The following is a 13,203-nucleotide window of genomic DNA, read 5'->3' on the forward strand; positions in this document are numbered from 1 at the left end:
CCTCCTTTTCCTAATTTATTCTACCTTATTCATCTCTTTTGGGTTCCATTAAGGACAACAGGTACTTGTTGCTATTTTTCTTTACAATTCTGATATAGATGACTTCAAATCCAGCTAAGAGCAGTACTATCAGCATGGCTGTGATAAATTTCTGCCCCATGGCCATTCTTGCACTAGCTGGTACTATTCCTGTGAGGAGGGAGCTCACTCCGAAGCTACTACTGATAAGTGCAAGGGCTATTGGTAGACCGAAATACCAGTTGACTTGCTTTTCTGATGATTTACAAAGAGTTTCGTAGTTGGCACCAAGATGGATTAAGGTTTGGTATCGTCTGTAGGATTGTCTCTGACCCATCAAAAATTGAACGCCAATGATTGTATTTGCCACAACAAGGAAGATGATAGCTAGATAGATAGTGATATAGCTGGCAGAGATAATGTAAAATAATTGTCTTCCCATATTTTGTATATAGCTTTCATAGCCAAGAGAGGTTTGATTTAGCTTTTCATTGGTATCTGAGATAGCTCTCATCAAGCCTTTTTCTTTGACCAGCTCAGGAGCCAAGATACCGCTGACATAGTTCGAGTAGTGACCGTCTGTATAGTTCATAAAGACTTCATCTGGGACTATGAGGGCAACAGAGAGGGTGATTTCACGATCCGTTACAATCGGTAAAGACTCCACCTCTCCAATCAATTTTACATCATTTCCCATGACTTTGATTTGAGGGTTTGTTTTTAGGACAGAGTTGACGAGACTTTCATCTGGCAGAAAATCTTTCCCCATATACAGGTAGGCTTCCTTACTAGTTAATTCTAGAGGAGGGAGGTTTGCAGCCTTTCTAAGCTCATTGTATTCAGAAACTGGTATGAGGTGGGAAGTAGTAGACTGTTTAAATTTATGGAGCAAAATTTCCTTGTTCTTGCTGTCTTTTTGCTTTTTCAACTCCTTGATGACCTCTTCGAAGGACACGGACTCGTGTTCTTTAGTTTTGCCTACTTTAATTTGCAGAATCTTTGAAAACTGTGATGCCAGTCCAGCAGCTTCAAGCTCTTTTTTAACTGTATTTACATCAAGATTTTCATCTGTTTCCTGCTTGCTATCTCTAAATGTATAATCCAATACGTGGGTTTGATTGCCTGAATTGCCACTTGCAATGGCAACACCTGCTCCAAAGAGGCACAAGGCAGAGAAGATTAAGAGGGAGCAGATAGCCAGTATAGTTGAGCGCTGGATAACTAATTCCTGAATCTGTCTAAAATTATAGGCATGAAGTTTTCGATTGTTTCCAAGCTTGACCAAAAAGTCTATAAATAAACGCATACCAAAGAAGAGTAGGATAGTTCCCAGAGTTCCTAAGAGAACGGTGATGCCCATGGTTATGACACTCTCCCAAGCTCGTCTACTCATACCCATGTAATAGGCTGTTCCAAGAAGTAAAATTCCGAGGACAGAAGCAAGAAGGTACACACCCTTGGGGAGTAGTTTTTTCATCCCAGAAGGAGAATAGGATAGCAGGTTTCCGATTTCCTTATTGGCCGTCTTTGCACTTAAAAGGACAAAGACAGCTAATTTGACGGCTAGGAAGCCGATGACTGTATAGAGTATAGCTGTGGTAGATAGAGAAAATTGATGCTCAATAATCCCTAGTCCCACAATTTTAGCGGTTATTAGGCTGATTAGTTCTGAAATTAAGATGGAAATAGGAAGGCCTATTCCAAGGGCAAGGACACTGTTTCTCAAATCCTCGAGCAGAAGTAGCAAGAACAGTTTGCTTCTTCGCATTCCCAGTGTGAGATAGACACCAAATTCATGTTTCCTCCTTTCCATCTGCATACTACTTGCGAAGTAGACTAGAAAAAAGAGAATAAAGAGCGTTGCTACATAAAGAATGGGAATCATGCTAAAGAGTTTATTTACAGCGTCACTTTCTATTTGTTTTAGAAAGAGCATCACATCTTGATGAGACAAAGAAAGGATGATGTAAAAGGAGATAATAGAAAGAACCATAGAACTGAAATACAAGCCGTTATTCTTTCGATCCCTCTTGCTATTTCTTGAGACTAATTTAGAAAACATTGCCATCACCTCCAGCTAGTGCAGCCATGACCTTTAGTATTCTGTGGTAAAAATCTTCTTGACTTTCTCTTGGATAGTCGCGTCGGATTTCATGGAATAGTTTTCCGTCTTGGATAAACAAGATGCGGTTGCAAAAGCTGGCTGCAACGGAGTCGTGGGTCACCATGAGAATGGTGGTTTCTTCCACTTGATTCATTTCGGATAATTTTTGCATCAAAATGGTTGCGTTTTTTGAATCTAAAGCCCCTGTGGGCTCATCCGCAAATACAATCTTAGGGTCTAAAATCAAAGCACGCGCAGCAGCTACCCTTTGACGTTGACCACCCGATAATTGAGATGGGAACTTATCCAGAAGTTCAGAAATATCCAGATATTGGGAAAGCAATTCTAATCGAACCTTGCTTTCGTTGGCATCGACCTTGTGCAAAGACAAGGGAAGTAAAATATTTTCTTTGGCTGTCAGATTGTCCAAAAGCTCAAAATTCTGAAAGAGGTAGCCAATTTCCTTACCACGATAATCAGCTAACTGACTACCTTTTAACTGACCTAAATCCTTTTCTTGCATTTGAATGGAACCGTCAGTTGGCTTGATGATAGTGGCGAGACAGTTAAGAAGTGTTGTTTTCCCAGATCCACTACTCCCCATAATCCCTAGGAACTCGCCTTTTACAACTTGAAAAGATATGCCGTTCAAAGCTTTGGTGATATTCGGCTCTTTTCCATAATGCTTTTTTAATGATTCTACTCGTAAAATTGTTTCCATGTGAAACACCTCCATCTTTTGTTACTTTTATTATAGTATGAATCAGAGTAGAATAACACTTACGGATGATGTAAGAAATCTTTATCGCTGACTTTTATAGTCAGGTTATTGGAGCTATACTTACTATATTATAGCATGGTTTCAGGGATTTAAAAAGAGGAGTCTCGGAAGATACTCCAATTTAAAAGCAAATGCTATGAGAGAAGAAGTAACCAGAATGGCTGGAAAAGTAGTGGTGAGTGATAATAATATCAGAAAGAGTAAATTGAATTACAATCAGTATATTAAAAAGATTCGACTAAAGTTTTGTCTGACTAATGAGGTCGATCTGATTAAACTTTTGATTCCTAATAATTCAAAAAATGTTGAAATAGAAATTTCATTTTCTCCCTTTCAAATCTAAAAAGTTGAAATTTTGATATAGGATCAGCTATAGCATGATTAAAGAATATCCGATTAATTTTCTAAAATATCGAAAAGCACTCTGTAATGTTTCACAATTTAGTTCCCTTAATTTTCTTTTCGAGCTATAAACATGCCATATTCTTTAGGAATGACTAACACACCATTATTAAACTCCCTTTCCAATCTTTTACGAATAATTCCCTCTTCTAGTGAACCTATTTCTGAAATTCCTTTCAAGGATTGAATATATTGAACTAGATCGTCTATACTTGTTACCTGTAGCTCGTCATCATAAATTAATTTTTCCACAGTGTCAAAATGCCTATTTAAATAAGTCTCTCCATTTTGTAAAGTAAAAGTTTTATTTTCTAAATCTTGAACAACCTCATCTTTAAATAAGCTTGCCAAATAATCTACAACTCCATTTTCACCAAATGTAGCACAATAAAAAATGCCCCCGTTTTTTAAAACTCTATTCACTTCAGAGAGAGCTTTAGGAATGTCATTTACATGATGTAGAAGCATATTAGCAATAACAATATCAAACGTTTCTTTCTCAAAAGAAACATTTTGGATATCCATTATTTCATAGTTGACATTGTCTCTATTTCCAATCACTGCCCTAGTAGTTTCTACCATGTCACTAGAAAAATCCGTAATTACCAATTGCTTCATCTTGTCTATAGAATCAAGATTACTTTTCCACAGTTCTCCTGTGCCGCATCCCAATTCTAGAACGTTAATTTCATCAGTAATTTGGTAGTTAGAAAAAATCCAATTATTAAAGCCCAATTTATTTTTTGAATATTTCTTATGTAGTTTTACTCTAATGTCAAGATTGTCTTGTTTTGCATATTGTTCAATTACTCTATTAATCATTTTAAATTACCTCCACTTTATAATTTGACATTATATCACAAAAATAAATGTAGCGTAAAATAAGTTGTATAAATACAAAAAGGAATAAATCAGTTATAGTAGAGTTGCAACATATTACTAGAAAGAGATTCATTACTATAACTCAGTTTACCACATATTCTCCAACGTATAAAAGCTGAGTATAGTTTAGAGGAAGAATTTTAGTATTTGTTGTTAGTGCAAAATAAAAAGCTTTAGAAATCAATATTTCTAAGGCCTTTTAAACTTATTAACTCTATTCCCACTCAACTGTTGCTGGTGGTTTACTTGTAATATCGTAGACGATGCGGTTAACGTGATCCACTTCGTTTACGATACGTACAGAAATCTTTTGAAGGACTTCCCAAGGAATTTTGGCAAAGTCAGCTGTCATACCATCGATAGAAGTGATGGCACGAATGGCGATGGTGTAGTCGTAAGTACGACCGTCACCCATAACACCAACTGAACGAACACCTGTATTAACTGTGAAGTATTGCCAGATATCGCGGTCAAGACCTGCTTTGGCAATTTCCTCACGCAGAATAGCGTCTGACTCACGAACAGTTTCTAGTTTTTCCTCAGTGATTTCACCCATGACACGGATAGCAAGCCCTGGTCCTGGGAATGGTTGACGCCATACGATGTGGTCTGGCATACCAAGCTCTGTACCGAGGGCACGAACTTCGTCTTTATAGAGAGTGTTCAATGGTTCGATCAGTTCAAACTGCATGTCCTCTGGAAGACCACCTACGTTGTGGTGTGATTTGATAGTTTGAGCTGTATCTGTACCAGACTCGATAACGTCTGTATATAACGTACCTTGAGCAAGGAATTTTACATCTTTTAGCTTGCTTGCTTCGTCATCAAAGACGTAAACAAACTCATTACCGATGATTTTACGTTTTTGCTCAGGATCAGAGACGCCTGCAAGTTTATCGAGGAAGCGTTTAGCAGCATCTGCTTTGACGATATTCAAACCAAACTTACCACCAAGCATGTCCATAACTTGGTCAGCCTCTCCCTTACGGAGAAGACCGTGGTCTACAAAGATACAGATCAATTGATCACCGATTGCTTTTTGAAGAAGAACTCCAACGACAGAAGAGTCAACACCACCTGATAGACCGAGAAGAACACGCTTGTCACCTACAGTTTCACGGATTTTCTTAATCTGCATATCGATAAAGTTGTCCATTGACCAATCGCCTTTAGCCTTACAGATGTTGAGGGCAAAGTTGCGAAGGATATCATTTCCATAGACAGAATGGCGCACTTCTGGGTGGAATTGGATACCATAGATGTGCTTATCAGGGTTTTCAATAGCTGCATAAGGACAGTCAGCAGAAGTTCCAGTACGAACAAAATCAGCTGGAATTTCTGTTACAGCATCGCCATGACTCATCAAAACAATCTGTTCTTCAGGAGTCCCTTCAAAGAGGGCAGAAGTGGTATGAGTAAGCGGTGATTGGCCATACTCGCGGTTACCAGCATCACCTGCAGGAACAACTTTTCCTCCAAGTTTATGAGTTAAAAGTTGCATACCATAGCAGATTCCCAAAATTGGAATACCGAGTTCAAAAATTTCTGGGTCAATATCAAATGAACCATCTTCGTATACAGAGTTTGGTCCACCAGAGAGGATGATCCCTACAGGGTTTATCGCACGAACCTCTGCGGCTGAGATTTTGTGACTTTTTAGCTCTGAAAAAACACCAATTTCACGAATACGGCGTGAAATCAGCTGGTTGTATTGGCTACCATAGTCCAGTACGATGATTTTTTCGACATCTTTCAAATCAGTTGAAATATTGCTCATCTTTTTCCTTTCTCAAAAGAAATATCTTTTTCAATATTCTATCACAAATAGGGGTGAATTACCAACTAAACAAGGCAAAGTTTGACTTTTTCTTAGCAAATACGGTACAATGGAGAAAATAAAGAAAAGAAGTGAGAATCATGTTACCAGCCTATATGAAAATCCACGATCAGATAAAAAAGGATATAGATGAGCATCATTGGAAAATCGGTGAGAGGCTTCCAAGTGAGCGAGATTTAGCGGAACAGTTTCAAGTTAGCCGGATGACATTACGCCAAGCTATCTCTCTCTTGGTTGAGGAAGGAGTTTTGGAGCGTCGTGTAGGAAGTGGGACTTTTGTCTCCAGCACTCGTGTTCAAGAAAAAATGAGAGGGACGACCAGTTTTACGGAGATTGTCAAATCTCAGGGCAAAGTACCTTCCAGCCAACTTATTTCTTACAGAAGAACCATTCCCAACGAGCAGGAAGTGGCAAAGCTAGGCATTTCACCAACTGAAAATATCATCCGTATGGAACGGGTGCGTTACGCTGACCAAGTACCGCTAGTCTATGAAGTCGCATCCATTCCTGAGAAATTTATTAAGGATTTCAAAAAAGAAGAAATCACCAGTCATTTCTTCCAAACCTTGCAGCAACATGGCTACCGGATTGGCAAATCCCAACAGACCATTTATGCGAGATTGGCTAAGGAAAAGATTGCCCATTACTTAGAAGTCGAAAAAGGGCATGCGATTCTGGCATTGACTCAGGTTTCCTATCTCGATGATGGGACGGCTTTTGAATATGTTAAGAGTCAGTATGTGGGTGAACGTTTTGAATTTTATCTTGAAAATAACTAGTCTCAGCAGACTGGTTTTTCGTTTCTAAGAATATTAGAATTGTCAAAACAATCTGTCTAGGCTTGATTTTATCCATTATTTACTATAAAATGAGAAGGAAAAACGTCAAACTTTTATATTGTAAATAGGAGAAAAAATGACAAAAACATTAAAACGTCCTGAGGTTTTATCACCTGCAGGAACTTTAGAGAAGCTGAAAGTAGCTGTTCAATATGGTGCGGACGCAGTCTTCATCGGTGGACAGGCCTATGGTCTTCGTAGCCGTGCTGGAAACTTTACCTTTGAACAGATGGAAGAAGGAGTCCAGTTTGCTGCCAAGTACGGTGCTAAGGTCTATGTGGCTGCTAACATGGTTATGCACGAAGGAAACGAAGCTGGTGCTGGAGAATGGTTCCGTAAGTTGCGTGACATCGGGATTGCCGCAGTTATCGTGTCAGATCCAGCCTTGATCATGATTGCAGCAACTGAAGCGCCAGGTCTTGAAATACACCTCTCTACCCAAGCCAGTGCCACTAACTATGAAACTCTTGAGTTCTGGAAAGAACTTGGGTTGACCCGTGTGGTCTTGGCACGTGAAGTTTCAATGGAAGAATTGGCAGAGATTCGTAAACGTACAGACGTTGAGATTGAAGCCTTTGTCCATGGAGCCATGTGTATTTCCTATTCAGGACGCTGTACGCTCTCAAACCACATGAGTATGCGTGATGCTAACCGTGGTGGTTGTTCTCAGTCTTGCCGTTGGAAATATGACCTCTACGATATGCCCTTTGGTCAAGAACGTAAGAGTCTTAAGGGTGAGATTCCAGAAGAATTTTCGATGTCTGCCGTTGATATGTCTATGATTGACCATATTCCAGATATGATTGAAAATGGTGTAGACAGTCTCAAGATTGAAGGCCGTATGAAGTCTATTCACTATGTTTCGACAGTAACCAACTGTTACAAGGCCGCTGTGGATGCTTATCTTGAAAGCCCTGAAAAGTTTGAAGCCATCAAACAGGACTTGGTGGATGAGATGTGGAAAGTTGCCCAACGTGAATTGGCAACAGGATTCTACTATGGTACGCCGTCTGAGAATGAGCAGTTATTTGGTGCTCGTCGTAAGATTCCTGAGTACAAGTTTGTCGCTGAAGTCGTTTCTTATGATGATGCGACTCAAACGGCAACCATTCGTCAACGGAATGTAATCAACGAAGGTGACCAAGTTGAGTTTTACGGCCCAGGTTTCCGTCATTTTGAAACCTATATCGAAGATCTTCATGATTCTAAAGGCAATAAAATCGACCGCGCTCCAAATCCAATGGAACTCTTGACAATCAAGGTTCCACAACCTGTTCAGGCAGGCGACATGGTCCGTGCTCTCAAGGAAGGTCTTATCAATCTCTATAAGGAAGACGGGACAAGCGTTACAGTTCGTGCTTAGATAAGGAAAAGTGAATGATTCAAGCTCATGGTTTATTGGTAGATGATGAAAGCAGGTGTGTTCACTATCATAGTGTAAAGGATATCGTCTCCCTCCAGTGTTATGAATGCAGGAAATACTACGCTTGCTATCAGTGCCACAATGCTATGGAAACGCATTTGTTTTCTCCTTATCCCTTGACGCTTTCTGAGGATCGCCCGATTTTATGTGGGGCTTGTAAGAGGACAATGACTTTTCAAGAATACCAAAAACAGATGGTTTGTCCTTATTGTAGCGCTCCATTTAATCCAGGTTGTAAACAACATCATTCATTTTATTTTAAATAGACAAAAATAGATCCAAGTTTTTAAGCTTGGGTCTTTTATTTTGCTTCAAAAACCTTAGAAAAAATACGGAATTTCTTATGGTAACAGGTGAAAAATTTCTATACAATCGTACTAAAAATAGTAAAATTAGAAATAAATTATCTGAAACGCTTTCAATGTTAGTAAAAAGTTGACAAAAACAAATTTTAGGACTAAACTAAGTAAGTAAATTTAAATAAAAAAGGAGAATTCATCATGAATTTAACATTTTTCGGTCTATGTCTTGCCTGTATGGGTGTATCTCTTGCAGAAGGATTTTTGATGAACGGTTTGTTCAAATCTGCAGCACGCCAACCAGATATTATCCCACAATTGCGTAGTTTGATGATCATGGGGATTGCGTTTATCGAAGGAACATTCTTTGTAACTCTCGTATTTTCATTTATCATCAAATAAAGAGAAGTATAAAATGAAAAGGGAGGATTCTAGATGGAAGAAAGTATCAATCCAACCATCAATATTGGTCCTGTTACCTTTGATTTAACCTTGACAGCATTGACTTTGTTGTCTGTGGCACTGATTTTTGGCTTTATCTATTGGGCAAGTCGTAATATGACTGTGAAACCCAAAGGAAAGCAAAATGTACTAGAGTATCTCTATGACTTTGTAGTCGGATTTACAGAACCCAACGTAGGTTCTCGGTACATGAAAGATTACTCACTCTTTTACTTGTGTTTATTTCTTTTTATGGTTATCGCAAACAATCTTGGTTTGATGGCGAAACTTCAAACTACAGATGGGACAAACCTTTGGACATCGCCAACTGCAAATCTCCAGTTTGACTTGGCTTTGTCATTTGGAATTATCCTGATGACCCATATAGAAGGAATTCGTCGCCGTGGTGTTAAAAAGTATCTGAAGGGCTTTGTTACCCCAGGTTTTATGACACCGATGAATCTCCTCGAAGAAGTCACGAATTTCCTATCACTTGCTTTGCGGGTGTTCGGGAATATCTTTGCCGGAGAAGTGATGGCAAGCTTGCTTATTACTCTTTCTCATCAGGCTCTTTATTGGTATCCAGTCGCATTTGTTACCAATCTTGTCTGGACGGCATTCTCTGTGTTTATTTCCTGTGTTCAGGCCTATGTATTCACAGTCTTGTCTTCAATGTATCTAGGAAATAAAATTAATGATGAAGAGTAGAAAGGAGTAAATGATGCACGTAACAGTAGGTGAATTGATTGGTAACTTTATTTTAATCGCTGGCTCTTTTATCCTTTTGGTCGTCTTAGTTAAAAAATACGCATGGTCAAACTTGACGAGTATCTTTGAAGAACGAGCTGAAAAGATTGCTGCTGATATTGATGGCGCTGAACAAGCTCGTCAAAAAGCAGAGACTCTTGCTCAAAAGCGCGAAGATGAGTTGGCAGGTAGCCGTACCGAAGCTAAAACAATCATTGAGAATGCCAAGGAGACAGCTGAAAAGAGTAAATCAGATATTTTGGCTGAAGCTAAGCTAGAAGCTGGTCGCTTGAAAGAAAAAGCGAACCAAGAAATTGCGCAAAACAAAGCTGAGGCTTTACAAAGTGTTAAGGGCGAGGTGGCAGATTTGACAGTTAGCCTAGCTGGGAAAATCATCTCACAAAACCTTGACAGTCATGCCCATAAGGAACTCATTGATCAGTATATCGATCAGCTAGGAGAAGCCTAATGGACAAGAAGACAGCAAAGGTAATTGAAAAATACAGCATGCCTTTTGTCCAATTAGTGATTGAAAAAGGAGAAGAGGACCGGATTTTTTCAGACTTGGATCAAATCAAACAAGTCGCAGAAGAAACGGGCTTACCTTCTTTTTTAGCTCAGGTAGCAGTTGATGAGTCAGATAAGGAAAAAACAGTTCGTTTCTTTCAAGACTCTGTCTCACCTTTAATGCAAAACTTTATTCAGGTTCTGATTTACAATCACAGAGCAAATCTTTTTTATGAAGTAATTGCAGATTGTTTGAATCGCCTTGAAAAAGAGGCCAATCGTTTTGTAGTCACGATTTCTTCAGCTCATCCTTTAACAGATGAACAGAAGGAACGTCTGCTCCCATTGATAGAGAAAAAAATGTCTCTGAAAGTGCGGAGCGTCAAAGAACAAATTGATGAAGGTCTAATTGGTGGTTTTGTCATTTTTGCTAATCACAAGACAATTGATGTGAGTATTAAACAACAACTTCGAGTTGTTAAAGAAAATTTGAAATAGAAAGTGGTGTTCTTTTGGCAATTAACGCACAAGAAATCAGCGCTTTAATTAAGCAACAAATTGAAAATTTCAAACCCAATTTTGATGTGACTGAAACTGGTGTTGTAACCTATATCGGGGACGGAATCGCACGTGCCCACGGCCTTGAAAATGCCATGAGTGGAGAGCTCTTGATTTTTGAAAATGGCTCTTATGGTATGGCGCAAAACTTGGAGTCTACAGATGTTGGGATTATCATCTTAGGTGACTTTACGGATATCCGTGAAGGGGATACAATCCGCCGTACAGGTAAAATCATGGAAGTCCCAGTTGGTGATAACTTGATTGGACGTGTTGTGGATCCACTTGGTCGTCCAGTTGATGGTCTTGGAGAAATCCATACTGACAAGACTCGTCCAGTAGAAGCACCAGCTCCTGGTGTTATGGAGCGTAAGTCTGTATCAGAACCATTGCAAACAGGTTTGAAAGCTATTGACGCCCTTGTACCGATTGGTCGTGGTCAGCGTGAGTTGATCATCGGTGACCGTCAGACTGGGAAAACAACCATTGCAATTGATACAATCTTGAACCAAAAAGGTCAAGATATGATCTGTATCTATGTTGCAATTGGACAAAAAGAATCAACCGTTCGTACACAAGTAGAAACACTTCGTCAGTACGGTGCTTTGGACTACACAATCGTTGTGACTGCCTCTGCATCACAGCCTTCTCCATTGCTCTTCCTAGCTCCTTATGCTGGGGTTGCTATGGCTGAAGAGTTTATGTACCAAGGCAAGCATGTTTTGATTGTTTATGATGATCTTTCAAAACAAGCGGTAGCTTATCGTGAGCTTTCCCTCTTGCTTCGTCGTCCACCAGGTCGTGAAGCCTTCCCTGGGGATGTTTTCTACCTTCATAGCCGTTTGCTTGAGCGTTCAGCTAAGGTTTCTGATAAACTTGGTGGTGGTTCAATCACAGCCCTACCATTTATCGAGACACAAGCAGGAGATATCTCTGCTTATATCGCAACTAACGTGATTTCAATCACAGATGGTCAAATCTTCCTTGGAGATGGTCTCTTTAACGCAGGTATTCGCCCAGCTATTGATGCAGGTTCATCTGTATCTCGTGTAGGTGGTTCTGCTCAAATTAAAGCCATGAAGAAGGTTGCTGGTACTCTTCGTATCGACCTTGCTTCATACCGTGAGTTGGAAGCCTTCACTAAGTTTGGTTCGGACTTGGATGCAGCAACTCAGGCTAAGTTGAATCGTGGTCGTCGTACGGTTGAAGTTCTGAAACAACCAGTTCATAAACCATTACCTGTTGAGAAACAAGTAACCATTCTTTATGCTTTGACACATGGTTTCTTGGATACGATTCCTGTAGATGACATTGTTCGTTTTGAGGAAGAGTTTCATGATTTCTTTGATGCACAACATCCAGAGATTTTGGAAACTATTCGTGAAACAAAAGACTTGCCAGAAGAAACAGTCTTGGATGCTGCGATTACAGAGTTTCTCAATCAATCCAGCTTCCAATAAGAATAGAGGTGTCAGATGGCAGTATCTCTAAATGATATTAAAACAAAAATCGCCTCAACAAAAAATACTAGTCAAATCACTAATGCCATGCAAATGGTATCGGCTGCCAAGTTAGGTCGCTCTGAAGAAGCAGCACGCAATTTTCAAGTTTATGCTCAGAAGGTTCGTAAGCTTTTGACGGATATTCTGCATGGTAACGGATCTGGTGGTTCTACCAATCCGATGCTCATTAGTCGTCCAGTTAAGAAAACAGGCTATATCGTTATTACTTCAGACCGTGGCTTGGTTGGAGGTTATAATGCTTCCATCCTTAAAGCCGTTATGGAGTTGAAAGAAGAATACCATCCAAATGGAGATGACTTTGAAGTTATCTGTATTGGTGGTATGGGAGCTGACTTTTTCAAGGCTCGTGGCATTCAGCCAATCTATGAATTGCGTGGCTTGGCCGACCAACCAAGTTTTGATGAAGTTCGTAAAATTATTTCAAAAACGATTGAAATGTACCAAAATGAACTTTTTGATGAATTGTACGTCTGCTACAACCATCATGTCAATACTCTCACAAGTCAAATGCGTGTGGAACAAATGCTTCCGATTGTTGACTTGGATCCAAATGAAGCGGATGAAGAGTATAGCTTGACCTTTGAGTTGGAAACGAGCCGTGATGAGATTCTAGAGCAATTGTTGCCACAGTATGCTGAAAGTATGATTTACGGGGCTATTATTGATGCCAAGACAGCTGAAAATGCCGCTGGTATGACAGCTATGCAAACAGCGACTGATAATGCTAAGAAGGTCATCAATGATTTGACAATCCAGTATAACCGTGCCAGACAGGCGGCGATTACACAAGAAATTACAGAAATCGTAGCGGGGGCTAGTGCCTTAGAATAAGGCTTTGCCTC

The 13,203-nt window shown here is 39.7% G+C and carries 13 protein-coding genes; 9 read left to right on the forward strand and 4 right to left on the reverse strand.

What is annotated here, in order from left to right; translation table 11 throughout:
- Positions 1-25: 25 nt before the first annotated feature.
- The 4 genes from BLS46_RS01635 to guaA form a co-directional block, all read right to left on the reverse strand.
- Positions 26-2,080, reverse strand: a complete 2,055-nt coding sequence (locus BLS46_RS01635; protein WP_093585116.1) for an FtsX-like permease family protein — start codon at positions 2,078-2,080, stop codon at positions 26-28.
- Positions 2,070-2,843: an ABC transporter ATP-binding protein gene (locus BLS46_RS01640; protein WP_093585119.1), complete on the reverse strand. Its 774-nt coding sequence runs from the start codon at positions 2,841-2,843 to the stop codon at positions 2,070-2,072. The genes BLS46_RS01635 and BLS46_RS01640 overlap by 11 nt, the downstream gene beginning before the upstream one ends.
- 510 nt (positions 2,844-3,353) lie before the next feature.
- Positions 3,354-4,127: a class I SAM-dependent methyltransferase gene (locus BLS46_RS01650; protein ID WP_093585126.1), complete on the reverse strand. Its 774-nt coding sequence runs from the start codon at positions 4,125-4,127 to the stop codon at positions 3,354-3,356.
- 274 nt (positions 4,128-4,401) lie between these two features.
- Positions 4,402-5,964: a glutamine-hydrolyzing GMP synthase gene (guaA, locus tag BLS46_RS01655; protein ID WP_093585129.1), complete on the reverse strand. Its 1,563-nt coding sequence runs from the start codon at positions 5,962-5,964 to the stop codon at positions 4,402-4,404.
- Positions 5,965-6,104: 140 nt separating this feature from the next.
- Here guaA and BLS46_RS01660 point away from each other — a divergent pair, with 140 nt between their 5' ends.
- The 9 genes from BLS46_RS01660 to BLS46_RS01700 all read left to right on the forward strand — a co-directional run bounded on the left by BLS46_RS01660 (position 6,105) and on the right by BLS46_RS01700 (position 13,192).
- Positions 6,105-6,803, forward strand: coding sequence for a GntR family transcriptional regulator (locus tag BLS46_RS01660; protein ID WP_093585132.1), 699 nt, complete (start codon positions 6,105-6,107; stop codon positions 6,801-6,803).
- Positions 6,804-6,939: 136 nt separating this feature from the next.
- Positions 6,940-8,226 carry a peptidase U32 family protein gene (locus BLS46_RS01665; protein WP_000169099.1) on the forward strand — a complete coding sequence of 429 codons (1,287 nt, stop codon included), beginning with the start codon at positions 6,940-6,942 and terminating at the stop codon, positions 8,224-8,226.
- Between the two features lie 14 nt (positions 8,227-8,240).
- The gene (locus tag BLS46_RS01670; RefSeq protein WP_093585135.1) at positions 8,241-8,552 is read left to right on the forward strand and encodes a CHY zinc finger protein; all 312 of its coding nucleotides are present in this window, start codon (positions 8,241-8,243) and stop codon (positions 8,550-8,552) included.
- Between the two features lie 234 nt (positions 8,553-8,786).
- Positions 8,787-8,987 (forward strand): F0F1 ATP synthase subunit C, encoded by a 201-nt coding sequence (locus tag BLS46_RS01675; RefSeq protein ID WP_001054552.1) that lies wholly within the window; start codon positions 8,787-8,789, stop codon positions 8,985-8,987.
- 33 nt (positions 8,988-9,020) lie between these two features.
- Entirely contained in the window at positions 9,021-9,734 is a 714-nt protein-coding gene (gene atpB, locus BLS46_RS01680; protein ID WP_000392856.1) for a F0F1 ATP synthase subunit A, read from the forward strand.
- Between the two features lie 13 nt (positions 9,735-9,747).
- A complete protein-coding gene (gene atpF / locus BLS46_RS01685; RefSeq protein ID WP_093585138.1) occupies positions 9,748-10,242 on the forward strand; it encodes a F0F1 ATP synthase subunit B in 495 nt (164 codons plus the stop codon).
- Positions 10,242-10,778 (forward strand): F0F1 ATP synthase subunit delta, encoded by a 537-nt coding sequence (locus BLS46_RS01690; protein WP_093585141.1) that lies wholly within the window; start codon positions 10,242-10,244, stop codon positions 10,776-10,778. The genes atpF and BLS46_RS01690 overlap by 1 nt, the downstream gene beginning before the upstream one ends.
- A gap of 14 nt (positions 10,779-10,792) precedes the next feature.
- Entirely contained in the window at positions 10,793-12,298 is a 1,506-nt protein-coding gene (gene atpA / locus BLS46_RS01695) for a F0F1 ATP synthase subunit alpha (RefSeq protein ID WP_093585144.1), read from the forward strand.
- A gap of 15 nt (positions 12,299-12,313) precedes the next feature.
- A complete protein-coding gene (locus tag BLS46_RS01700; protein WP_000301234.1) occupies positions 12,314-13,192 on the forward strand; it encodes a F0F1 ATP synthase subunit gamma in 879 nt (292 codons plus the stop codon).
- Positions 13,193-13,203 lie beyond the last annotated feature (11 nt).

The organism is Streptococcus sp. NLAE-zl-C503 (assembly GCF_900104285.1).
GTDB lineage: Bacteria > Bacillota > Bacilli > Lactobacillales > Streptococcaceae > Streptococcus.